Annotated in this window: 19 protein-coding genes; 11 read left to right on the forward strand and 8 right to left on the reverse strand. The window is 66.5% G+C overall.

The window, feature by feature from the left end; translation table 11 throughout:
* Window positions 1-433: 433 nt before the first annotated feature.
* On the reverse strand, window positions 434-2,434 hold the full coding sequence (locus ACFFDA_RS20375; protein ID WP_404482584.1) for a ribonucleoside-diphosphate reductase subunit alpha: 2,001 nt from the start codon (window positions 2,432-2,434) through the stop codon (window positions 434-436).
* A gap of 708 nt (window positions 2,435-3,142) precedes the next feature.
* Here ACFFDA_RS20375 and ACFFDA_RS20380 point away from each other — a divergent pair.
* Complete coding sequence (locus ACFFDA_RS20380; protein WP_404482586.1) at window positions 3,143-3,388, forward strand: GlsB/YeaQ/YmgE family stress response membrane protein; 246 nt, start codon at window positions 3,143-3,145, stop codon at window positions 3,386-3,388.
* Window positions 3,389-3,424: 36 nt separating this feature from the next.
* Here ACFFDA_RS20380 and nadB read toward each other — a convergent pair whose 3' ends face one another.
* Both nadB and ACFFDA_RS20390 read right to left on the reverse strand, forming a co-directional pair.
* On the reverse strand, window positions 3,425-5,026 hold the full coding sequence (nadB, locus tag ACFFDA_RS20385) for an L-aspartate oxidase (protein ID WP_404482588.1): 1,602 nt from the start codon (window positions 5,024-5,026) through the stop codon (window positions 3,425-3,427).
* 794 nt (window positions 5,027-5,820) lie between these two features.
* Window positions 5,821-6,819, reverse strand: a complete 999-nt coding sequence (locus ACFFDA_RS20390) for an ABC transporter ATP-binding protein (protein ID WP_404482589.1) — start codon at window positions 6,817-6,819, stop codon at window positions 5,821-5,823.
* A 296-nt stretch (window positions 6,820-7,115) separates the two neighbouring features.
* On the opposite strand from ACFFDA_RS20390, the gene ACFFDA_RS20395 reads away from it, so the two are divergent.
* Window positions 7,116-8,384, forward strand: coding sequence for a cytochrome P450 (locus tag ACFFDA_RS20395; protein ID WP_404482591.1), 1,269 nt, complete (start codon window positions 7,116-7,118; stop codon window positions 8,382-8,384).
* Between the two features lie 36 nt (window positions 8,385-8,420).
* Here the strand turns inward: ACFFDA_RS20395 and ACFFDA_RS20400 are convergent, their stop codons facing one another.
* Window positions 8,421-8,831 carry a winged helix-turn-helix transcriptional regulator gene (locus ACFFDA_RS20400; protein WP_404482593.1) on the reverse strand — a complete coding sequence of 137 codons (411 nt, stop codon included), beginning with the start codon at window positions 8,829-8,831 and terminating at the stop codon, window positions 8,421-8,423.
* Between the two features lie 88 nt (window positions 8,832-8,919).
* Here ACFFDA_RS20400 and ACFFDA_RS20405 point away from each other — a divergent pair, with 88 nt between their 5' ends.
* The 5 genes from ACFFDA_RS20405 to ACFFDA_RS20425 all read left to right on the forward strand — a co-directional run bounded on the left by ACFFDA_RS20405 (window position 8,920) and on the right by ACFFDA_RS20425 (window position 12,513).
* Window positions 8,920-9,489, forward strand: a complete 570-nt coding sequence (locus tag ACFFDA_RS20405; protein ID WP_404482594.1) for an FMN-dependent NADH-azoreductase — start codon at window positions 8,920-8,922, stop codon at window positions 9,487-9,489.
* Between the two features lie 109 nt (window positions 9,490-9,598).
* Window positions 9,599-9,808 (forward strand): zinc-finger domain-containing protein, encoded by a 210-nt coding sequence (locus ACFFDA_RS20410; RefSeq protein WP_404482595.1) that lies wholly within the window; start codon window positions 9,599-9,601, stop codon window positions 9,806-9,808.
* 102 nt (window positions 9,809-9,910) lie between these two features.
* Window positions 9,911-11,329 (forward strand): metalloprotease TldD, encoded by a 1,419-nt coding sequence (tldD, locus tag ACFFDA_RS20415; RefSeq protein WP_404482596.1) that lies wholly within the window; start codon window positions 9,911-9,913, stop codon window positions 11,327-11,329.
* 223 nt (window positions 11,330-11,552) lie between these two features.
* Window positions 11,553-11,963, forward strand: coding sequence for a hypothetical protein (locus ACFFDA_RS20420; protein ID WP_404482597.1), 411 nt, complete (start codon window positions 11,553-11,555; stop codon window positions 11,961-11,963).
* A 142-nt stretch (window positions 11,964-12,105) separates the two neighbouring features.
* Complete coding sequence (locus ACFFDA_RS20425) at window positions 12,106-12,513, forward strand: DoxX family protein (RefSeq protein ID WP_404482599.1); 408 nt, start codon at window positions 12,106-12,108, stop codon at window positions 12,511-12,513.
* Window positions 12,514-12,526: 13 nt separating this feature from the next.
* On the opposite strand, the gene ACFFDA_RS20430 is transcribed toward ACFFDA_RS20425, so the two are convergent.
* On the reverse strand, window positions 12,527-13,525 hold the full coding sequence (locus ACFFDA_RS20430; protein ID WP_404482601.1) for a VacJ family lipoprotein: 999 nt from the start codon (window positions 13,523-13,525) through the stop codon (window positions 12,527-12,529).
* A 447-nt stretch (window positions 13,526-13,972) separates the two neighbouring features.
* On the opposite strand from ACFFDA_RS20430, the gene ACFFDA_RS20435 reads away from it, so the two are divergent.
* The 4 genes from ACFFDA_RS20435 to ACFFDA_RS20450 are packed head-to-tail and all read left to right on the forward strand — an operon-like array spanning window position 13,973 to window position 20,057.
* The gene (locus ACFFDA_RS20435; protein ID WP_404482603.1) at window positions 13,973-14,392 is read left to right on the forward strand and encodes a hypothetical protein; all 420 of its coding nucleotides are present in this window, start codon (window positions 13,973-13,975) and stop codon (window positions 14,390-14,392) included.
* Between the two features lie 28 nt (window positions 14,393-14,420).
* Window positions 14,421-15,464 (forward strand): efflux RND transporter periplasmic adaptor subunit, encoded by a 1,044-nt coding sequence (locus ACFFDA_RS20440; protein WP_404482604.1) that lies wholly within the window; start codon window positions 14,421-14,423, stop codon window positions 15,462-15,464.
* A gap of 11 nt (window positions 15,465-15,475) precedes the next feature.
* A complete protein-coding gene (locus tag ACFFDA_RS20445) occupies window positions 15,476-18,568 on the forward strand; it encodes an efflux RND transporter permease subunit (protein ID WP_404482605.1) in 3,093 nt (1,030 codons plus the stop codon).
* A complete protein-coding gene (locus ACFFDA_RS20450) occupies window positions 18,561-20,057 on the forward strand; it encodes an efflux transporter outer membrane subunit (protein WP_404482606.1) in 1,497 nt (498 codons plus the stop codon). Before ACFFDA_RS20445 ends, ACFFDA_RS20450 begins: the two co-directional genes overlap by 8 nt.
* Before the next feature lie 14 nt (window positions 20,058-20,071).
* Here ACFFDA_RS20450 and ACFFDA_RS20455 read toward each other — a convergent pair whose 3' ends face one another.
* The 3 genes from ACFFDA_RS20455 to ACFFDA_RS20465 all read right to left on the reverse strand — a co-directional run bounded on the left by ACFFDA_RS20455 (window position 20,072) and on the right by ACFFDA_RS20465 (window position 23,856).
* Window positions 20,072-20,983, reverse strand: coding sequence for an AraC family transcriptional regulator (locus ACFFDA_RS20455; protein WP_404482607.1), 912 nt, complete (start codon window positions 20,981-20,983; stop codon window positions 20,072-20,074).
* A gap of 365 nt (window positions 20,984-21,348) precedes the next feature.
* Window positions 21,349-22,908, reverse strand: coding sequence for a glutamine-hydrolyzing GMP synthase (guaA, locus tag ACFFDA_RS20460; RefSeq protein WP_404482608.1), 1,560 nt, complete (start codon window positions 22,906-22,908; stop codon window positions 21,349-21,351).
* A 780-nt stretch (window positions 22,909-23,688) separates the two neighbouring features.
* Window positions 23,689-23,856 (reverse strand): hypothetical protein, encoded by a 168-nt coding sequence (locus tag ACFFDA_RS20465; RefSeq protein WP_404482609.1) that lies wholly within the window; start codon window positions 23,854-23,856, stop codon window positions 23,689-23,691.
* Between the last annotated feature and the right edge of the window lie 96 nt (window positions 23,857-23,952).

The raw sequence follows: 23,952 nt of genomic DNA on the forward strand, positions 1-23,952 counted from the left end.
GGCGCTGACGGCAGCTTGCAAGGTCACACAGGTTTACACGGTTTACACAGTCCTGAAGAGCAAGGTGCGCCCCTCCCCGCCGGATGTGCCCCCTGCTGGTACGCGCCGGCGCCCCGCCGTTCTTTATGGAGGTTGCACATACGGCGGGGAGAGAACTGGGCTGAAGCATACGGCAAAGGTATCGCGGCCGTCCGGGTGTAGGAAAACGGATTTCGCTTTGGCAAGGCAGCGATTGGTGCGGACTGGGCCCCCCTTGTTTGCAATCGGGCATGGGACGCGAAAAGCGGGCCCCTCGCGGTCGCGAGGGCGACGGGGATCGAGGAGGAGAGTTCCCGCACCGTGCCGGTAGCGTCCGACGTTGCCCCCCCGAACGAAAACGGCCTCCCGGTTTCCCGGAAGGCCGCTCTCGGTGGAACTGCAAGACCTCAAGCCGTTACTGGCAGGCCAGGCACTCGTCGTAGTCCGTGGTGCTGGCGGCCAGTTCGAACTTGGCCAGTTCGCTGGTGTTGTCCGCTTCCACGCCGCCGACGAAACCGGCGCGCTGCACCGACTTGGAGCGCAGGTAGTAAAGCGACTTGATGCCCCGCTCCCATGCCTGGAAGTGCAGCATCATCAGGTCCCACTTGTCGACGTCGGCGGGGATGAACAGGTTCAGCGACTGCGCCTGGTCGATGTAGGGCGTGCGGTCGGCGGCGAATTCGAGCAGCCAGCGCTGGTCGATCTCGAAGCTGGTCTTGTAGACCGCCTTCTCGTCGGCCGAGAGGAAGTCCAGTTGCTGGACCGAGCCGCCATGCTCGAGGATCGAGTTCCACACGTTGGTGGAATCCTTCGATTTCGCCGCGAGCAGCTTCTGGAGGTAGGGGTTCTTGACCACGAAGCTGCCCGAAAGCGTCTTGTGGGTGTAGATGTTGGCCGGGATCGGCTCGATGCAGGCCGAAGTGCCGCCGCAGATGATCGAGATCGACGCGGTGGGCGCGATCGCCATCTTGCAGCTGAAACGCTCCATCACGCCCTGGTCGGCCGCGTCGGGGCAGGGTCCGCGCTCCTTGGCCAGCATCATCGAGGCCTCGTTGGCCTTCTGGTTGATGTACTGGAACATCTGCAGGTTGAGCGCCTTGGCCATCGCGCTCTCGAAGCCGATGCCGCGCTTCTGCAGGTAGGAGTGGAAGCCCATCACGCCCATGCCGACCGACCGCTCGCGCGAGGCCGAATACTTGGCGCGGGCCATCTCGTCGGGCGCGCGGTCGATGTAGTCCTGCAGGACGTTGTCGAGGAAGCGCAGCACGTCCTCGACGAAGCGCTTGTCGCCCTTCCACTCTTCCCAGGTCTCCAGGTTGAGCGAGGAGAGGCAGCACACCGCCGTGCGGTCGTTGCCGAGGTGGTCGCGGCCCGTGGGCAGGGTGATTTCCGAGCACAGGTTCGAGGTCGAGACCTTGAGGCCGAGGTCGCGGTGATGCTTGGGCATCATGCGGTTCACGGTGTCGGAGAAGACGATGTAGGGCTCGCCCGTGGCGAGGCGCACTTCGACCAGCTTCTGGAACAGCGAGCGCGCGTCGACCGTGTTGCGGACCGACCCGTCCTTGGGGCTGCGCAGCTGGAATTCGGTGCCGTCGCGGACCGCTTCCATGAACTCGTCGGTCAGCAGCACGCCGTGGTGCAGGTTGAGCGCCTTGCGGTTGAAGTCGCCGCTCGGCTTGCGGATCTCGAGGAACTCCTCGATCTCGGGGTGCGAGACGTCGAGGTAGCAGGCGGCCGAGCCACGGCGCAGCGAGCCTTGGCTGATCGCGAGGGTCAGCGAATCCATGACGCGCACGAAGGGGATGATGCCGCTGGTCTTGCCGTTGAGGCCGACCGGCTCGCCGATGCCGCGCACCGCGCCCCAGTAAGTGCCGATGCCGCCGCCGCGCGAGGCGAGCCAGACGTTCTCGTTCCAGGTGGCGACGATGCCTTCGAGGCTGTCGTCCACCGAGTTGAGGTAGCACGAGATCGGCAGGCCGCGCCCGGTGCCGCCGTTCGACAGCACCGGCGTCGCGGGCATGAACCACAGGCGCGAGATGTAGTCGTAGAGGCGCTGGGCGTGGTCCTGATCGTCGGCATAGGCATCGGCCACGCGGGCGAACAGGTCCTGGTACTTCTCGCCCGGGAGGAGGTAGCGGTCGTCGAGCGTTTCCTTGCCGAAATCGGTCAGCAAGGCGTCGCGCGAGACGTCGGTGACGATGCTGAAGCGGCGCGCGTTGATGGTCTTGGAATCACCGTCGACGAGCTTGGCCTGCTTCTTGGCCGGCGCCTCGACAGGCTCCGCGACCAGATCGGCGGTTACGGCATCGGTCTTGTCCATGGCGACTGCCGGGCCCTTGCCCGTCTCCTTTTGCTGCCGGGGGGCGGCTTCTCGGGGGGCGTAGAGGCCCTCCATCTCGACCTGAGCCGAGGTCATGTCCGAACCTGCATCTGCGTCAGATACCTGACCATCGCTTCCGTTCCTGAAATCCACTGCTGCCCCCGAGCTTAAAATCACGTCATCGAACCGCCACGAGGGCGGTTCACTGCTGCTTCGAACAGCGTGGCGGACTGGCGGCGAGTCGGACGGGCGTTGGACGGCCCGTCTACCACTTCCAGTACAAAAAGAGAACGGATATTCCCTGCCACACGTCCGCGCGCCCTTGCGAAAAGGCCCTGCCTCAAGCCTTCGGGACGCCGGTGCGGACTTTGCGGGCCCTGCACGACATCCCTAGGTATTGAGGCCCCTCAACCGGCGCGACACAACCTATAGTGCGCTTTCCATCAAAAGGTTCAAGAGGGGGCTGCCGATATAAGCGTCGACCACCGGGCCGGCGGGTCCGCCGCGAGCCTCCCGCGACGCGTGGGAAGTCCTCGCCCCGCCATCAATGCAATAGGCTAAATCGCGCCTCCGACGGGAAAATTTTTCCACATAAATTGCCGACGAGACGAATCCGGCTTGCGACGAGCCGAATCGGCCTGCGACCCGGCACGAAGCGCGCGTTACGCGCATCGTCGCCCGATCCTTCGCGGCCTGCGGATAGAGTCGCCTGCAGATAGGGACGTGCAACCCGATCGCGGCTGGACAATTATAGCGCTGGTTGCGGACGCGGGCGCGGCCGCGGAAGGGGAGTTCGTGCAAGTCATGTTCAATATCATCGGCGCCATCATCAGCGGCCTCGTCATCGGCGTGCTTGCGCGCTTCTTCTACCCGGGTGCGGTGGAGATGGGCTGGATCGCGACGATCCTGCTCGGCATCGGCGGCTCGCTGGTGGCCGGCCTCGTCACCAGCCGCGGCCGCGGCGACTTCAGCCGCGCGGGCTGCCTCGCCTCGGTGATCGGCGCGGTGGTGCTGATCTTCCTCGGCCGGCTTCTGCACATCGGGTTCTGACCATGCCGTCGTCCCGGGTCGAGCCCGGGGCGACGCCTAAGGCACCAGCACGGTATCCAGCGGCTCGGCGTCGATCGCCGGGTAGTCGAGGGTATAGTGCAGCCCGCGGCTCTCGTGCCGCTTGAGCGCGCTGGAGACGATCAGTTCGGCGCTCTGGAGCAGGTTGCGCAGCTCGATCAGGTCGGTCGAGACGCGGAAGTGGCGGTAGTATTCCTCGATCTCGCCATTGAGCATCTGGATGCGGTGCATCGCCCGCTCGAGCCGCTTGGTGGTGCGCACGATGCCGACGTAGTTCCACATGAAGCGCCGGATCTCGGTCCAGTTCTGCTTGATGACGACTTCCTCGTCCGAATCGGTCACCCGGCTCGCGTCCCAGGAACGGACCGCCGGGGGCGCCTCGAAGCCCTCCCAGTGCGCGAGGATGTCCGCGGCTGCCGCCTCGCCGAAGACGAAGCATTCGAGCAACGAATTGGAGGCCAGGCGATTGGCGCCGTGCAGCCCGCTCTCGGTGCATTCGCCGGCCGCATAGAGGCCGGGAAGGTCGGTGCGGCCGTCGAGGTCGATCAGCACGCCGCCGCAGGTATAGTGCTGCGCCGGCACCACGGGGATCGGCTCCCTGGTCATGTCGATGCCCAGGCCCAGCAGCTTCTCGTGGATGTTCGGGAAGTGCTCCTTCACGAACTCGGGCGGCTGGTGGCTGATGTCGAGGTGGACGTAGTCGAGGCCGAAGCGCTTGATCTCGGAATCGATCGCCCGGGCGACGATGTCGCGCGGCGCCAGTTCCAGCCGCTCCGGGTCGTAGAAGGCCATGAACCGCTTGCCCGTGCGCGGGTTGACGAGATGCCCGCCCTCGCCGCGCACGGCCTCGGTGATGAGGAAGTTTTTGACCTCCAGGTTGTAGAGGCAGGTCGGGTGGAACTGCATCATCTCCATGTTGGAGACCCGCGCCCCCGCCCGCCAGGCCATGGCGATGCCGTCGCCGGTGGCGCCGCGCGGGGCGGTGCTGAACTGGTAGACGCGCCCTGCCCCGCCGGTCGCCAGCACGGTGGCGCGGGCGGTGAAGGCCTCGACCTGTCCGGTCTCCTCGTCGAGCGCGTAGACGCCCCAGACCCGGCCAGAGCCCGAATAGCGCATTTCGTGCCGGCCGGTGATGAGGTCGATGCACGAGCGTCCGGGGAACAGGGTGATGTTGGGATGCGCCTCCGCCGCCGCCAGCAGGGCCTGCTGCACCGCCCAGCCGGTCGCGTCGGCGACGTGGACGATGCGGCGGTGCGAGTGGCCGCCCTCGCGGGTGAGGTGCAGCGCTTCTCCGTCGGTGTTGAACGGCACGCCCAGTTCGACCAGCCGGTCGATCGCCTCGGGAGCCCGCTCGATGACGTACTCCACCGTTTCGCGCCGGTTGAGGCCGGCACCGGCGATCATGGTGTCGCGGACGTGCTCCTCGAAGGTGTCGCCGGCATCGAGCACCGCGGCGATGCCGCCTTGCGCCCAGGCGGTCGAGCCGGTGGCGAGGCCGCCCTTGGCGAGCACCGCGACCTTGACCTTGTCGGCCAGGGCAAGGGCGGCGGTGAGACCGGCGGCGCCGGAACCGATCACGAGCGCGTCGAATGCGTGGGTGGAGCTAGGGGGCGTTTCCATGACGCCTCCTAGCCCCGCGCCTGCCAGGATCGCAACTGTTTGCAGAGCGCGGCGCGAGCCTTGTTGCGATGCCGCATGATCTTCGTTATCAAATCAAAATGATGACAAGACTCGTAATCTGTCTTGATTGCTCACTTGATATCAAAGAAAATTAGTCTAGTCAGCTGCCGTACCGCACCAAAGGGCTTATCACCGTGGCAATCTCGATCCCACTATGCTTTGCCAATAGGCACGAGCCCACTCGGTCCGAGGTGAAATGGGATGGAACCGGCTATGTCGGAACTTGTCATAATTGCGGCAAACCTATTCGGCGCAAGAAACGCGGCGTATGGAAACTTGAAGATGGCAAGACCAGTGCCGACTAGGTAACTTTACTTAGTTTCACGACAACACCGCATCGCACAACAAATATTCGCCGTTACCCCGCAGTGCGGAAATTTCTGCTCCGGGTTTGCTCGCTCATCATGAACGTATTTTAATTGCGATCTTCGATCGCGAGCGTGGCTTCGGGAATCCTTCGGAAAATCCTGCGAAACCCGATATCGCGACACCGGCCCGCTTCCCTTGCGCGAAGGCCCTTCGGCACTGGTCTTGAAAGTGGGACGACAGGCCGACGCCGTTTCGCCAGTGTAGTGTCATCACGCTAGAGAAGCTTTGCGACACCCCGGTGTCGCTGCCGCTCGGGCCGTAAGCGTCGGATCAGAAACGGCGGTTTGTGATCGGTGCGCAGGCTGGAATGACGAAGAGCGTTGCAATCGATCAGGATCGCTTCGGCCAGCGGGCGGCGGGCCGGATCAGCCGACCGCGCGCGCCTCGCTCGTCAGGGTGACGAAGACGTCTTCCAGGTCCGCCTCGCGCGTCGTCACGTCGACGATGGCGAAGCCCTGTGCCTGCATCGCAGAGAGGATTTCACCGGCATTGCTGCGGTCCTTGTCGTACGTGATCTCGAGCACGCGCTCCCCGGTCTTCACGCACTTCATGAAACCGGGATGGCTCGGCAGTTCGACGAGATCGCGATCGAGCGTCAGGACGATGATCTTCTCGCGCGCCATGCCGACCAGTTCGCGGGTCGGCTTGTTGGTGATGAGTTCGCCGTGGTTGATGATGGCGATCCGGTCGCACAGTTCCTCGGCTTCCTCGAGGTAGTGCGTGGTCAGCACGACCGTCGCGCCCTCGCGGTTGAGTTCGGTGACCAGTTCCCACAACTGGCGGCGCAGTTCGACGTCGACGCCGGCGGTCGGCTCGTCGAGGATGAGCACCGGCGGCTGGTGGACCAGCGCCTTGGCGATCAGCAGGCGCCGCTTCATGCCGCCCGACAAGGTCCGCGCATAAGCGTCGCGCTTGTCGGCGAGGTGGACCGCCCGCAGCAGTTCCTCGGAGCGGCGCAGGGTCTTGGCGATGCCGTAGAGACCCGCCTGGATCTCCAGCACCTCGAAGGGCGTGAAGAACGGGTCGAACACGATCTCCTGCGGCACGATGCCGATCGAGCGCTTGGCGTTGCGCGTGTCGCGATCGATGTCGAAGCCCCAGATCTCGGCGCTACCCGAGGTCTTCATGACCATCCCGGCAAGAATGTTGATGAGCGTCGACTTGCCCGCGCCGTTGGGGCCAAGAAGGCCGAAGATCCCGCCTTCCGGGACGTCGAACGAGACCCCCTTGAGCGCCAGCTTGCCCTCGCCCGTCCCGGCAGGCGCATAGCGCTTGACGAGGTCGCGGATGGCGATCGCCGGGGAGGAAGCCAGGGCCGGGGCTGGCGAGGAAACCGGGGCGGAGGCAGGCGTGGACGTGCTCATGGCGCTGCATTTGGGCCACCATCGCGCCGCCGTAAAGGGCCCACCGCATTACTGCCGACTCTTCGCACGCCCATTGCCCGCCGAGCCGGCCGGTCATGGCGATCGCGAAGCCCCCGTCTGCCGGCCTCGCCACCGCCCGTTGCGGCCGCCTCCATGTAGTTTCCGGATAGTTGAAAATCGGCGCCGGCGTCGCACGGCCCGCGACGCCAGATTCCGATAGGCTCGCCCCGAACGTTATGATACACATTGTATCACTTAATGCAGGCCGACATGGCCGCACCACCGGGAGAGCAACCATGGCCAGCGCCGCCCCTGTCATCGAGAAAGACTACTTCACCGACCATTCGGTCCTGCTCGCCCCCTACGACTACTTCGAGACCATCCGTGCCCACGGGCCCGTGCACCAGATGGCCGCGCGCGACGTGGTGGTCGTCACCGGCTTCGCCGAGGCGCTCGAAGTGCTGCTCAACACCCGCGACTTCTCCTCGTGGCTCAACCCGGACCCGCTGACGCCGCTGCCCTTCGCGGTCGAGGGCGACGACATCTCGGCCCTGCTGGCGGCCCATCCCGGTAGCGAAATCGAACTGATGGTCTCCTACGACGGCGACCGGCACGCCGCCGCCCGCTCGCTGCTCAACCCGCTGTTCACGCCCTCGCGCCTCAAGGCCAGCGAGGCGTTCATGCGCGCCTATGCCGAGGGGATCGTGGGCGAAGTCGTCGCAGCGGGCGGATGCGAGCTGGTGAACTCCGTGGCCACCCCGTTCGTCACGATGGTCATCGCCGACCTGCTCGGAGTGCCTGCGGACGACCGCGAGGCCTTCCGCCGGTTGATCGATTCCGCCCCGCCGCCGGGCAACATGGACGCGCCCGACAGCCCGAGCATCCACCCGCTGATGGTCATGGCCGGCTACTTCGTGCGCTACATCGCCGAGCGCCGCGCCCGGCCGCAGGACGACGTCATGACCGAGATGGCGCTCGCCAGGTATCCGGACGGCTCGACGCCCGACGCGATGGAAGTGGTGAAATCGGCGATGTTCCTGTTCGCCGCCGGGCAGGACACCAGTGCCAAGCTGATCGGCAATGCCGTGCGCCGCCTGTGCGAGGACCAGGCGATGCAGCAGGCGCTGCGCGAGGACCGCAAGCTGGTCGGCCCGTTCCTGGAAGAAGTGCTGCGCATCGAGGGATCGACCAAGGCGACCTTCCGCATCGCCGCGCGCGCCACCAGGATCGGCGACAGGGCGATCCCTGCCGGCCAGCGCGTGGTCGTCTCGCTCTCCGCCGCCAACCGCGACCCGAGACGCTGGGAAGACCCGGCCGAGTTCCGCCTCGGCAGGCCGCGGATCAGGGAGCACGTGGCGTTCGGACGCGGCGCGCATACTTGCGCCGGGGCGCCGCTGGCGCGGGCGGAAGTGGCGGTGATCCTCGACCGGTTCCTCGATCAGACCAGCGCAATCACGCTCGACGAGGCGCACCACGGCCCCGCGGGCGCCCGGCGGCTGGCCTACGAGCCGAGCTTCATCATCCGGGGGCTGGCCGAACTGCACGTCAAGTTCGCGCCGGCGTGAGCCGTCCTTCGTCCCGGCCCCGCGCCGGGACGCGGATCACGCATCGTCGTGCGCGCTGTCGTAGACGGTGCGCCGTTCCTCGATCTCGGGCCGGTTCGCCATGGCCCAGGCGCCGAGCGCCTGCACCGGCCCCGACAGCGAGTGCCCGAGATCGCTGAGATGGTACTCCACCCGCACCGGCACGCTGGGATGGACGGTCCGCGTGAGCAGCCCGTCGCGCTCGAGCGAGCGCAGCGTGCGCGCCAGCATCTGCTGCGAGACGCCCCGGATCGCGCGCTTGAGTTCGTTGAACCGCAGCGGCCCCTCCAGCAGCGTCATCACCACCAGCATCGACCACTTGTCGCCCACGCGGCTGAGGATGTCGCCGACCAGCCGGCAGTCCTTGCTCGCGGGATCGTGAACCGCCTCGGAGGATCGGTCAGCTTCGTCGAACGTGGTCAGCTTCATGTTACCTGGTCCCGAAAATATGCGTTCTTGGCGGGGATGCCCCGGCAACATAGCTAGACCTGGTCATTTTTCCAGACTGAGGTCCCCCATGAAGCTTCTCCATCTCGATTCCAGCATCCTCGGCGACAATTCTGCCACCCGCGCCATTTCCGCCGCGATCGTCTCCAGCCTGACCGCTGCCGATCCCTCGATCGAGGTCACCTATCGCGACCTCGCCGCCGAGCCGCTCGCGCACCTCACCCTCGACGTCCTGGGCGCGCCCGACGGCACCCCGGAACTGGCCGAGTTCCTCGACGCCGACGTGCTGGTGATCGGCGCGGGCATGTACAACTTCACTATCCCGAGCCAGCTCAAGGCGTGGATCGACCGCGTGCTGATCGCCGGCAAGACCTTCCGCTACACCGCGCAGGGACCCGAGGGCCTGGCCGGCGACAAGAAGGTCTACGTAGCCCTCGCCCGCGGCGGCTACTACGGCGAAGGCCAGCCCGGCGCCGCGGTCGAGCATGCCGAGAGCTACCTGCGCGCGGTGCTCGGCTTCGTGGGCATCACCAACCCGACCTTCGTGCTGGCCGAGGGCCTCGCCATCGACGCCGACACCCGCGAGAAGGCGGTTTCCGCCGCCCTCGCCGAAGCGGGCGAAGTGGCGATCGCGGCCTGATCGAGACATCGTCGTCCCGGGGCGAGCCCGGGACGACGTTTTCGACGCGCCGTCATCCCCGCAAATCCCGGCTGGAAATTCCCCTCGCGCCTTGGTAATCCGCCGGACCATGAGCAACCCGCCCGAAACCGTCTTCACCGATTCCCACCGCGTCTCCTGCGACGGGGCCACCGACATCCGCGCCGGCGCCGCGCTCGGCCATCCGCGCGTCTGGCTGGAGATCGACGACAGGGGCTATGTGGAGTGCGGCTATTGCGACCGCCGCTTCGTGCTCAAGGGCGGTGCGGCCGACACCGGCACGGACCAGCAGGCCGCCTGAACAGGCCCTGCTCGCCCCATTTGCAGAGCCCTCGGCTGTTTCCAACTGTCTTGAAAATGCTCTAGCCTTCCCTGCGAGGGCCATGCCTACTATATCGGCGGCATGACCATGACCGACCCGCGCTCGCTCCTCTACGCCCAACTCTCTCCCGAGGACGCGCAGGCGCTCGCCGCCGAGACGCTGAAGTCGTGCGAGGACGGCGAGCTGTTCATGCAGTTCGTCGCCAGCGAGGCCTTCGGCTTCGACGACGGCCGGCTCAAGACCGCCGACTATTCGCGCGATGCCGGCTTCGGCCTGCGCGGCGTCTCGGGCGAGATGACCGGCTTCGCCCACGCCAACGAGATTTCCGCCGCCGCCATCCGCCGCGCGGGCGAGACGCTGCAGCTCCTCGATCCCGCGACCGGCCCGCGCGCGCTGCCGCCGGTCAGGACCAACGCCAGGCTCTACACCGACGCCTCCCCGCTCGACCTCGTGGGCTTCGCCGAGAAAGTGCGCCTGCTCGAGACCATCGACGCCGCCGCCCGCGCCCGCGACCCGCGCGTGGCGCAAGTCAGCGCCAGCCTTTCGGGCTCGTGGTCGGTGGTCGAGATCGTGCGGCCCGACGGCTACGTCGCCACCGACGTGCGCCCGCTGGTCCGCCTCAACGTCTCGATCGTCGCGGAAAGCAACGGGCGACGCGAGACCGGCTCGTTCGGCATGGGCGGCCGCTTCCTCTACGACGACCTGTTCAAGCCGGAGAACTGGAACGAGGCGATCGACACCGCGCTCGCCCAGGCCCTGGTGAACCTCGAAAGCATCGACGCCCCCGCCGGGGAATTTGCCGTGCTGTGCGGCCCCGGCTGGCCCGGCGTGCTGCTGCACGAGGCGATCGGCCACGGCCTCGAAGGCGATTTCAACCGCAAGGGCACGTCGGCCTTCTCCGGCCGCATCGGCGAGCGGGTGGCCGCGCCCGGCGTCACCATCGTCGACGACGGCTCGATCCCGGGCCGGCGCGGCTCGCTCACCATCGACGACGAAGGCACGCCGACCCGCGAGACGGTGCTGATCGAGGACGGCATCCTCAAGGGCTACATGCAGGACCGCCTCAACGCGCGCCTGATGGGCGTGGAGCCCACCGGCAACGGCCGGCGCGAGAACTACGCCCACGCCCCGCAGGTACGCATGACCAACACCTTCATGAAGGCCGGCAACGACGATCCCGCCGAAATGCTCGCGGGCATGAAGAACGGCATCTTCGCCAAGAACTTCGGCGGTGGCCAGGTCGACATCGTCTCGGGCAAGTTCGTGTTCTCGTGCACCGAGGCCTACATGGTCGAGAACGGCAAGCTCGGCGCCCCGATCAAGGGTGCGACGCTGATCGGCGACGGGCCTTCGGTGCTCACCCGCGTCAAGGCGATCGGCAACGACCTGGAACTCGATCGCGGCGTCGGCGTCTGTGGCAAGGGCGGGCAGAGCGTGCCGGCAGGCGTCGGCCAGCCCTCGCTGCTGATCGACGGTCTGACGGTGGGCGGCACGGCCTGATACGATACGTCGTTCCGGGCTCGACCCGGGACCGTGGGGTATTGTGCGGGCGGCAGCTTGCCGTGAGCCACTGCTGCGATTGCGCCACGGCGTAACGCGAGCGCGTCCTGCGCCCCGGCCAAGGCCGGGACGACGGGAAAGCTCCCCAAAACGGTCATCGCCGGTTAAGCCGACTCGTGCCATACGTGAGACAACGCGGGGTGCGTTGGAAAGGAAGAAGGCCATGAAGAAGCTTGCGATCGCTGCCACATTCGCTGTGGGCGCCGCGCTGCTCGCCGCTCCCGCCGTCGATGCCCGTACCAAGCTGACCGGCGAGGAGAAGCTCGCCAAGATGCTCGAGGGGCGCGAAGCCGGCAAGCCGGTGAACTGCATCCCCTACTCGCAGACCCAGAACACCACGGTCATCGACAAGACCGCGATCGTCTACCGGGTCGGCTCCACCCTCTACGTCAACCGCCCGACCAACGTCGACCGGCTGGACGACGACGACGTCATGGTGACCAAGCTCTACACCTCGCAGCTGTGCCATCTCGATACCGTGCAACTGCACGATCGCACCGCCGGCTTCATGTGGAACGGCTTCGTCGGCCTCAACGACTTCGTGCCCTACCGCAAGGTCGCCTCGAACAACTGACGCCGCGGCCGACGGCGGCTGGCTGTCCCGGCTACCCCCTCCCTCGCAGCGGAGGGGGTTTCCCCGGACCTAGCGCCCCCTCGATAACGGGCGGCGCACTATCGGTTTCACCTGCCGCGGTTTCCGGCGCATGGTGCCGGCCGTGAACCGTCGCTCCCTCTCCCGTATCGTCCTTGCCGTGCTCTACGCGGTGGCCGGCGTGCTGCATCTCGCCGCACCGCACCCGTTCGTCGCTATCGTGCCGCCATGGGTGCCTTGGCCCGCGCCGGTGGTGATGCTGACAGGCCTTGCCGAACTGGCGGGGGCGGCGGGGCTGCTCCAGCCGCTCTCGCCGGGCCTGCGCAAGGCGGCCGGCTGGGGCCTTGCCGCCTATGCGCTCTGCGTATGGCCCGCGAACGTCCAGCACATGCTGATCGACCTGGCGCAGCCCGGCACCGGCCTGGGCCTCGGCTACCACGTCCCGCGCCTGGCCTTGCAGCCAGTGCTGGTCTGGTGGCCGCTATGGGCCGCCGCAATCACCGACTGGCCCTGGCGCCGCCGCCGGGCCTGACGAGCCGCCGGCGCTAGGGCGCCGGTTCGACGGGCACCGGCACAGGCGCCTCCGGAATGGCCGGGACCGGCGGCGATACCGGATCGGGGATGCCCTTGCGCGCGCGATAGGCCGCGCTGTGCAGCGCGTCGATCTCGGCCTGTCGGCGCTTCAGGTAGAAGTCGCGCGTCGCCACGTAAGGATCGGCGCTGGAGCGGTTGGCGGCGATATTCCCGTCGAACTCGACCCGGTCGTTCAGCGACTTCACCACCCCCGTGCCGATCGAATAGGCCGAGGTGTTGAACGGGCTCCCCACCGCCGTGGGCACGACGGCGACATCGAGCAACCGGCCAACGAGGTCGCGGGCGGTCGTCGGCCCCAGCACCGGCAGGAACAGGTAGGGCCCGTTGCCGATCCCGTGATAGGCGAAAGTGTTCGCGAAGCCGTTCGGGCGATAGGGAAGATGGAAGGGCTTGCGCTTGGCCATGTCGAACAGGCCGGCGACCCCGATGGTGCTGTTGATGCCGAAGCGGGCCACGGTTTCCAGCGCCTTGCCCGGCTTGAACTGGAGCAGGTAGTTCAGGAAGACGATCGGCTCGGCGAGGTTGGCGAGGACGTTGCGCAACCCGTTGCGGACCGGCTTCGGCACGATCTTCTCGTAGTTCCCCGCGACCGGGGCGACCACCGCCTTGTCGATGGCCTCGATCGCCTCGAAGCTGGCCACGTTGATCCCCGCGAGCGGGTCGACACGGCTGGCGCGCGGATCGGCACTGACGATGATGACGTTGTCGCCTTCTGCCGAAGCAGGCGCAGGTGCCTGTGCCGGCACAGGCACCGCGACCGGCGCTTCCAGCGGCGGCGGGTCGGCAGCGGGCACGGCAGGTCCCGGATCGGCCGCCGGCGCGGCAGGGCTCGGAACCGGCTGTCCGGCCGCGACGGGGATGGCCGCCGCCTGCCCGGCGCCGGGCTGCCCGTCCTCCTGAAATGCCGGCCCGGCCGCCACCAGCATGACCGCCAGCCCAATCGTCGACACGCCCACTCCGCACCTCCCTTTTCGAATCCGCCCGCCGGCCACGGCGATGATCCGAGACTGTCGATACAGGTGTTGCTCCAGGCCCCGGGGGACGCCGGCAGCTCTTTGCGAACTGCCGTTCCGTAATGGCGGCAAGCAGGGCGAATGCCCACACCTCAATTCCTCGGTTCGTCGCACGGACAGGCGACATGTCCAGGCGGCCCGAGGCAAGGCGGGCCCACGGGCTGAACAGGACGGCGCCTGTGCCAATCGAGTCAGGAGAGGCGCGTCGCGCCGAAGGTGAGGCCTCATGGGGTTACAATCTTCGCGCGTCACGGTCCAATTCTGGGGCGCGGTCCGCTTTGGCGGGATTGAAGGATAGTTTGCCCGGGTCGCGTAATCCCATTTCGCCCCGGTTCCTTAGGTGAGGAGAGGAAGATGACCTGATCGCCCAAGAGGACGAACCCAATGCTCCTGGAAGACGCAGCCTTTCCGATCGTTCGGATGCACTACAATCAGTCCGCCCCCGGTGGTGACGACGCCGGCTTCGCGTTGTTCGAGGCACTGCTCGCCCGCGAGCAGCCCTTCGTTCTCCTGGGCCTTGGCGCAGACGACGGCCACACGCACAGCCACGAGGAGCGCAAGCGGCTCACGCTGTGGATGAAGCGCAACCGCGAGCCGCTGCACAAATTCATCAAAGCGATGGTCTATATCGAGCCGCAGCCGGCGAAGCGCTTCGTGGCGAAGGCGTCCGCCGCCGTGTTCGGAAAATTCTGGGGTTATCCGATGCTCGTCGCGGCGTCCGAAAAGGAGGCGCTGCGCATCGCCGAACGTCTGCTCGCCGGCGAACCACTCTCCAGCATCGATCCAGAGCAGGCCGATGCGTAAGAGCCTGGCCCTCACCGCCGGCGCGCTCATGCTGCTGATCGCCGCCTTGTTCGGCTGGCGTTTCATCCGCAATGCCGCGCCGCCGGCGCCGCCGGTGCCACCGCTGCCCGTGGCCGCGCAGGCCGTCGCTTATCGTACGGTGCCTGACGATCTCCAGGCGGTCGGCTCGCTGCGCGCCGTGCGGGAGGTGACCCTGTCGGCCGAGACCGCCGGGCGCGTCACGGCCGTCCGGTTCGATGCCGGTGAGCATGTCCGCCAAGGTGCGCCGATTGTCGCACTGTTCGACGCACCCGAACGTGCCGATCTAGCTGCCGCGCAAGCCAAGGCGGCCTTCGCGCGCATCCAGCTTAAGCGCTCCAGGGACCTGGCCCCCAGCGGCGCCGAGCCGCGCGAGATCTTGGAGCAACGGCAAGCCGATTATGACCAGGCGATCGCCGGTGTGCGCCAGATCAAGGCCCGCCTTATCCAGAAAACGGTTCGCGCACCGTTCGCGGGCCAGATCGGTATCCGCCAGGTCAATCTCGGCCAATATCTCAATGCCGGCGATGCGCTGGCGACGCTGACCGCGCTAGACCGCCTCTACGCGAACTTCACGCTGCCGCAGAGCGAGCTCAGCCAACTCCGCATCGGCGCATCGGTGACGGTCACCAGCGATGCGTGGCCGGGCCGGCGCTTCCCCGCGCGGATCACCGCGATCGAGCCGGTCGTCGGCGCCGAAACGCGCAACCTCGTCGTGCAGGCCACCCTCGCCAACGGCGACCATGCCCTCCGACCCGGCATGTACGTGACGACGCACGTCTTGCTCCCGAGCCGGAATGCGCTCGTCGTGCCGGCAACCGCGATCCAGACCTCGGCATCCGGCGATGCGGTGGTCGTGGTGCGGGGACCGGATGCACGGCACGGCGGCAAGGCCGAGATCATACCCGTGCGTCTCGGCCGCCGGATCGGTGACGATGTCGTCGTCGCCCAGGGGCTGAAACCGGGCGACGTCGTGGTGACGGCCGGACAGCTTCGCATCCAGCCCGATGCGATCGTCAAGGTCCTGCCCGCCTCTGCCGTCGCCCAGCGTTGATCGGATCAGCCATGCGTTTCACCGACCTCTTCATCCGCCGACCGATCCTGTCGCTCGTCGTCAGCATGCTCATCCTGCTGGTCGGGCTCAGCGCGGTCTTCTCCTTGCCGATCCGCCAATATCCGTATCTCGAAAACGCCACGATCACGGTCTCGACCAACTTTCCGGGCGCGACCCAGGACGTGATGCAGGGTTTCGTCACGACACCGATCGCGCAGTCGATCGCAACCGCGAGCGGCATCGAATATCTCACATCGACATCGACCCAAGGATCGAGCACGATCAAGGCGCGGCTGGTGCTCAACGCCAATGCCGACCGTGCGATGACCGAAATTCTGGCCAAAGTGCAGCAGGTCAAATACCGGCTGCCGGCGGGAACCACCGACCCGGTCATCACCAAGTCGACCGAAGGCGGGACCGCCGTCCAATATGTCGCCTTCTACAGCAAGACGCTGACGATCCCGCAGATCACCGACTTCGTCACCCGAGCCGCTCAGCCGCTGTTCACGAGCATTCCCGGGGTGGCGTCCGCCGACATTTTCGGCGGCCGCGCGCTGGCGATGCGAATCTGGATCGACCCGGTGAAGCTGGCCGCCCGCGGCCTCTCCGCCGGCGACATTTCCGCAGCGCTCAAGGCGAACAACGTCCAGGCGGCGCCGGGCCAGCTCAAGGGCCAGCTCACCGTCACCAACATCACCGCGGACACCGATGTTCGCGACCTCGACGACTTCCGGCAGATGGTAGTCAAGACCGGCGCGAATGGCTCGGGCCTCGTCCGGCTCGGCGATGTCGCGACCGTCGAGATCGGCGGCCAGAATTACGACACCGCCTCTTTCGCCGACGGCATTCCGGCGGTCTTCATCGCGCTCCAGCCCGCGCCGGACGGCAATCCGCTCGAGATCGTCAGGGCGGCACAGGATCTCGTGCCCCAGATCCGCGCGATGGCACCGCCTGGCCTCACGGTGTCGCCCAACTACGATGTCGCGCAATTCGTGAACGCCTCGATCGAGGAGGTCGAGCATTCGCTGGTCGAGGCGATCGTCATCGTGATCGTCGTGATCTTCCTGTTTCTCGGGTCGGTGCGGGCGGTAATCATCCCGGTGGTCACGATCCCGCTGTCGCTGGTCGGAACGGCGGCGCTGATGCTGGCGTTCGGCTTCTCGCTCAACCTGCTCACCCTGCTGGCGATGGTGCTCGCGATCGGCCTGGTGGTCGATGACGCGATCGTGGTCGTCGAGAATATCCACCGCCATATCGAGGACGGGCTCTCGCCCGTTCGGGCCGCCCTGCTCGGTGCGCGCGAGATCGTCGCGCCGGTGATCGCGATGACGATCACGCTCGCGGCCGTCTACGCCCCGATCGGCCTGATGGGCGGTCTGACCGGAGCGCTGTTCCGCGAGTTCGCCTTTACGCTCGCTGGTTCGGTGATCGTCTCGGGCGTGATCGCGCTGACGCTCTCGCCGATGATGAGTTCGATCCTGCTGCGGCCGAAACAAGAAGACTCCCGCTTTTCGAAGGCGATCGAGCATCGTATCGGGCTGCTTACCACAGCCTATAGCTGGCTCCTCGCCAAGACGCTGGCTGCGCGCGCGGCGGTGCTGCTCGTGGGCGTGGTCGTGCTGGCGGGGATCTTCATCCTGTTCAGCGGCACCCGCCATGAACTGGCACCGTCCGAGGATCAGGGGTTCGTCGCGATTGCGACCAAGGCGCCGCAATATGCCGGCGTCGGTTATAGCGCGCACTATGCGGCGATGGTGCAGAAGCTGTTCCGGGCACTGCCAGATTATGACAACAGCTTCATGCATATCGGTGGCTCCAGCGGCGGCGGCCCGAACACGATGCTGGCCGGCGTGATCCTCGGCGACTGGTCGAAGCGGCACCAGTCCGCTGACGAGGTCCAGCAGGCTCTCCAGGCCGGCGGCGGCGCGATCGACGGCGAGACGGCCACCGCGTTCCAGCTCGCCTCCCTGCCGGGTTCCAGCGGCGGGTTGCCGGTCCAGATGGTACTGCGATCGGCAGGCGACGTCCGCGCCGTCTACGAGGCAACCCAGAAGCTCAAGGCGGCGGCCTGGGCCAGCGGGTTGTTCCTGTTCGTCGACAGCGATCTCGCCTTCGACAGTCAGAACGCCCACATCGTCATTGACCGGAGCAAGGCCAATGATCTGGGTGTGACGATGCAGGACATTGCCGATACGCTCGCGGTCCTGGTCGGCGAGAATTACGTCAACCGGTTCAACTTCCACGACCGCTCCTATGATGTGATCCCGCAGGTCGCCGGTATCGACCGCGTCACTCCCGACGATCTCGGCCGTCTCTACGTCAAGACCCGCTCAGGCGTGTTGGTGCCGCTGTCGACGGTCACGCGAATCGAGATGCAACCGCAGGCAAACCAGCTCACCCAGTTCAATCAGATGAATTCCGACACGCTCAAAGCCCTGCCTGCCCCCGGCGTCACCATGGGCCAGGCGGTCGCGTTCCTCGAATCCCAACCCCTGCCCCCCGGCATGAGCATCGACTGGCTCGCCGACAGCCGCCAGTTCGTGCAGGAGGGCAACCGGCTCCTGGTCTCGTTCGGCTTCGCGCTGGTGGTGATCTTCCTGGTGCTCGCCGCGCAGTTCGAAAGCCTGCGCGATCCGCTGGTCATCCTCGTCACCGTCCCGCTGGCGGTGTGCGGCGCGCTGGTGCCGCTGTGGCTCGGCTACGGCACGCTCAACATCTACACCCAGATCGGACTGGTTACGCTGGTCGGGCTGATCTCCAAGCACGGTATCCTGATGGTCACCTTCGCCAATCATATCCAGCAGGAGGAAGGCCTAAGCCGGATCGACGCGATCGAGAAGGCCGCCGCCGTCCGCATGCGCCCGGTGCTGATGACGACCGCGGCGATGGTGGCTGGACTCGTGCCGCTGCTGTTCGCAGGCGGCGCCGGCGCCGCCAGCCGGTTCGCGATCGGGATCGTCGTCGTCACCGGCATGCTGGTGGGGACGCTGTTTACGCTGTTCGTGCTGCCGACGGTCTACAGCTTCCTCGCCGTCGACCACCGCGCCGCCTCCAAAGGGCAACGGGCGCGCGATCTCACCGAGATGGAGACGGCCCATGCATAAGCGCAACCAGCGGCGTCCGAGCTTTTCGCGCGTGGGCCTTTCGCCCTTCCTCTTGCTCGGCCTGCTCGGCGGATGCATGTCCGGTACGAATTATCGGCCGCCCGTCTCGGCCGGCGCCCCTGCTGCGACCGGGCCGTTCGTGAGCGCAGCGCCCGGCACCGATCAGGCTTCCGCACTGCCGGCAGACTGGTGGCGGCTCTATGAAGACCCCGCGCTCGACGGGCTCGTCGAAACCGCCCTCGCCGCCAACACCGATCTGCGTGTCGCCAACGCCAATCTGCTTCGTGCGCGCGCCGTGCTCTCCGAGGCCCGCGCCGGTCGCTATCCCGCCACGACGACAAGTGGCGGCGTCACCTATGGCCGGGGCCAGACCAGCCAGGGGGGCTCCTATGGGACCAGCGACAGGCAGTTCACCGAGCAGGCAGGGCTTGCTGCAAGCTGGGAAGTCGATCTGTTCGGGCGCGTCGGCCGTGCGATCGAAGCGGCACGGGCCGATGCCGAGGCGGTCGCCGCCGCGCGTGACGCGGTCCGGGTTGCGGTCGTCGCCGAGACGACACGGTCTTATTCAGAAGCCTGTGCGCTCGGCGAATCGATCGCGGTCGCGCGCTCGTCGCTCGAGCTGGCGCAGAACAGCTACAGGATAGTGTCCGCGCAGCAGGTGGCCGGGTCGGCCTCCAGCCTCGATCTCGAGCGCGCCGGAGCGGCGGTCGCGCAGGCGCGCGCGGCTATCGCGCCGCTCGACGGCCAGCGCCGGGCCAGCCTGTTCGAGCTGGCGGCGCTGCTCGGCCGCACGCCATCGGAAGTGCCGAATTCGGCCGCCGGCTGCGCGCGCCCCCCCGAATTGCGCCGACCAATCCCGATCGGCGACGGCGCCGCACTCCTGCGCCGGCGGCCGGACGTGCGGCAGGCCGAGCGATCGCTCGCGGCCGATACTGCCCGCATCGGCGTGGCTGTCGCCGACCTCTACCCGCGCATAAGCCTGGGAGGTGCCGCAAATTACGCGCACAGCGACAAGGGCAGCGTCGGCCCGGCACTATCCTTCTCGTTCGGCCCGCTTATCAGCTGGAGCTTCCCCAATGTCGCCGTCGCGCGCGCGCGGGTTCGCCAGGCGCGCGCGACCGCCGAAGCCGATCTCGCGTCGTTCGATGGCGTCGTGCTGACGTCGCTGAAGGAGACCGAACAGGCGCTGTCTGCCTATGCCTCGGCACTGGATGAGCGCTCCGCGCTGTCTGAAGCCCGCGACCGTTCGGAACGGGCATTCCGCCTGGCCGATCTGCGCTATCGGGCCGGATCGATCAGCTATCTCGATCAGATCGCGGCCCAGAGCATCCTGATCGACGCGAGAGCACGGCTCGCCAGCGCGAATCTCCGCGTGGCGTCCGACCGCATCGATCTGTTCAAGGCCCTCGGCGGCGGATGGGACGACGGCAGCGCTGCGCTTGCTCCCGTCGAGACCGCGGCGCGCCGCAAGGCAGGCCACGCGAGATGATGAGCCGGTTGTGACTATTCAGTTCGCCCTTCGCAAATCCTGGCGCCCCCATTGGGGACTATCGCGATCGATGGTCCCGCTTGCGGAATGTGTCGGGCCGGAGAGTTCTTTGTCGCGCCCGTCGGCGCTGCGGCGGTTGGGGTATGCCGGGAGGCGATATATCGACCCGGTGGCTGGCCAAGCGCCTTCTTGAACATCGTAATGAAGGAACTGGCGCTCTCATACCCGAGGTCGAACGCCACCGCCTGCACGGCGTCACCGGCGGCGAGGCGCTCCAGCGCCACCAGGATCTGGAACTGCTGGCGCCAGCGGCCGAAGCTCATCCCCGTCTCCCGGAGAATGAGCCGGAACAGCGTCCGTTCGCTCATCGCCACCCTTTGCGCCCATTCGCCGATCGTCGCCCGATCCGAAGGATCGGCATCGAGCGCGTCGGCAATCTTGCGCAGCCGCGTGTCGGTCGGCATCGGCAGATGGAGATGCTCAACCGGCGCGACCTGCAGTTCGTCGAGCATCGTATGGATCAGCCGCCCGGGCGGACCGTCGCGATCGTATAGCGTTGGCAGGTTTGCGACACCGATCACCAATTCTCGCAACAGGGGTGAGATCGAGACCGTGCAGCACTCGGTCGGCAGTTCGGGCGCGATTTTCGGGTCGACGAACAGCACATAGAGTTCGACCTCGCCGACGGCGCGCACGCTATGCTCCATCCCGCCTGGAATCCAAAGGGCGCATTGCGGCGGCACCATCCAGAGCCCCTTGGCAACCTCGCAGGTAATCAGGCCGCGGGCAGCCAGAATAAGCTGCGCCTTGCGGTGCGTATGGGGCGGCTGTTCGAAACCTTCGGTTACAAGGTCCATGCCGACCGCGGAGACCGCGCGCGGCACCTCCTCAGGGTCGAAGACCTCTCCGCCGTTGATCTCCCGCATATCCGATTCCATTCCGGCTCGCACAACATCGCTCCCGATACCCTGCAGGTCGGCCCGTCATATTGCGAACGATTCTTATCTGTGTGGCGGAATTGAAGCATACTTTGGCGGGATCGCAAAATACCGCCGCCGTTGCCGACTGTTTCCCGTGGCGTAGGCGGAGGTAATTACCGTCAGGGGCTGTCGCATCCCTGACGGTAACGGCGATCGTGGCCATGACAAAAGGGGGCGATACCGTCAGATCGCGCGACGGATCGAACGCTTCCTACCGAATGTCGTTGAATGTCTCTGCAATAAAAATGTTTATTATCAAATACTTGCGTCAAATAGCGACGTAGTCCCGGTCCGCTCTGGAGGGGGCTAAATCACTCCCACTCGATCGTGCCGGGCGGCTTGCTGGTGTAGTCGTAGACCACGCGGTTGATGCCCTTGACCTCGTTGATGATGCGGGTCGCCACGCGGCTGAGGAACCCGGCGTCGAAGGGGTAGATGTCCGCGGTCATGCCATCGGTCGAGGTGACGGCGCGCAGGCCGCAGACCGAATCGTAAGTGCGGCTGTCGCCCATGACGCCCACGGTCTTGACCGGCAGCAGCACCGCGAAGGCCTGCCAGATCGCGTCGTAGAGCCCCGCATTGCGGATTTCCTCGAGATAGATCGCATCAGCCTTGCGCAGGATGTCGCAACGCTCGCGGCTGACTTCGCCGGGGATGCGGATCGCAAGGCCCGGCCCCGGGAACGGATGGCGTCCCACGAAGACATCCGGGAGCCCCAGTTCGCGGCCGAGTTCGCGCACTTCGTCCTTGAACAGTTCGCGAAGCGGCTCGACCAGCTTCATGTCCATGCGCTCTGGCAGGCCGCCGACGTTGTGGTGGCTCTTGATCGTCACGGAAGGGCCGCCGGTGAAGCTGACCGATTCGATCACGTCGGGGTAGAGCGTGCCCTGGGCCAGGAACTGCGCGCCGCCGATCTTCTTCGCCTCGTCCTCGAAGACGTCGATGAAGGTCTTGCCGATGAACTTGCGCTTGGCCTCGGGATCGGTGACGCCTTCGAGGCCCTTGAGGAACAGGGTCGATGCGTCGACGTGGACGAGCGGGATGTGGTAGTGGCCGCGGAACAGCGAGACGACCTGCTCGGCCTCGCCCATGCGCAGCAATCCGTGGTCGACGAAGACGCACGTGAGCTGGTCGCCGATCGCCTCGTGGATGAGCACCGCCGCCACCGCCGAATCGACGCCGCCCGAAAGGCCGCACAGCACGCGCTGGTCACCGACCTGGGCGCGGATTTCCTCGATCTTGGTCTTGCGGAACTCCGCCATCGTCCAGTCGCCGGCCATGCCGCAGACGTGGCGCACGAAGTTCTTGAGCAGCTTGCCACCGTCGGGGGTGTGGACCACCTCGGGGTGGAACTGCATAGCGTAGATGCGCTTCTCGTCGTTGGCGATCACCGCGAAGGGCGCGCCCGGGCTGGAGGCGACCGGGCGGAAACCCGGGGCCAGGCTGGTCACCTTGTCGCCGTGGCTCATCCAGACCTGGTGCGTCTCGCCGACCTTCCACAGGCCGTTGAACAGCGCACACTCGTCCTCGATCTCGATGAAGGCGCGGCCGAACTCACCCGAATCGCCGCCGGTCACTTCGCCGCCCAACTGGTGCATCAGCGACTGCTGGCCGTAGCAGATGCCCAGGATCGGGCGGCCGCTGTCGAGGATCGCGTCAGGGATGCGCGGGCCCTTCTCGTCGAGCACCGAGGCAGGCGAGCCCGACAGGATCACGCCCACCGGGTTCATGCGCTTGAACGCTTCCTCGGCGGCATTGAAAGGGGCGATCTCGGAGTAGACGCCGGCTTCGCGCACGCGGCGCGCGATGAGCTGGGTCACCTGGCTGCCGAAATCGACGATCAGGACGGATTCGGAGGACTGGATATTCATGGCGGGCCACTAGTCTCGCGCGCGTTTTCTGTCCAGCCCCGGCGATGACGAAAACGCCCGCCGCTTTCGCGCCAAACCTCCGGAAACGGGCGCTCGGAGCCATGGCAGCGAACGAATATTTCAAACCCTGGCGGCGGCCATCGAATTGCATTGCCTAAAATTTAATCACTTCGCGCGTGCAGCAAGGGATGCCTGCGCCTTGCAAGGCGCGAAGTCGTCGCGGAACGGCACGAGTTGCGGAATTTGCCAGCGCGGCGAAAAGCAGGGAATTTGCGAATTCCGGAGGCGTGCGCCCGTATAACCTTGCTCTGCAGGCATCGCTCAGTTGCAAAACATGCAAGCAAGATTGTTACTTTTGAATTTGCGTAATTTTTGGGCAGGCCTATTTGCCGCCTTGCAGCATGAGCGCCCAACAGTGCAGTGCATGCGATAAAACGATAAAGATGTTTGCAGGAGCTTACCAATGACCATCGTCCACCGGACGTTCGGTTTTGCCGCAGCCCTGGGCGCCAGCGCCCTGGCCTTCGCGCTGACCCTCGCCTGATTTCAGGCACCTGACAGGGCCCGGACCATGTGCCTGGCACGGGCCGTCAGGGGGAACCGAAACCCACGAGAAGGGCGGCCGCGAGGCCGCCCTTTTGCATTGTAGCGGGCGCTTCGCGGCGGTTTTTGCCGGCTGGGTCGCGGCCTTCGCCGGGATGACGGGGCTTTTGTCATTCCGTCGGCCGCCTTTATGGTCACGCCGGCGACGATGGCCGGCTCGTCACCCCGGAAGCATCGTCAGTCCAGCGTCCAGGCGGCGCGATGGGCGTGGGGTGCGAAGATGTCCTTGCGGTGCCCCGCCTCCCAGGCCGCGCGGGACTGTGGGTTGCGGTAGGGGTTGCAGGAGATCGGTATGCCTTCCTGCGCGGCCTTGATGCCCCAGAGATGGGCCTGGTGATCGGTCACTAATCGTCGTCCCGCATCTTTTATGGTGAAACCTGCGTCGCGAATGCGCGGGCTATCACCCAGGACGCATCGCCGGACTCGTTTTGGGACAACCGG

It is taken from the genome of Novosphingobium sp. BL-52-GroH, assembly GCF_044813085.1.
GTDB lineage: Bacteria > Pseudomonadota > Alphaproteobacteria > Sphingomonadales > Sphingomonadaceae > Novosphingobium.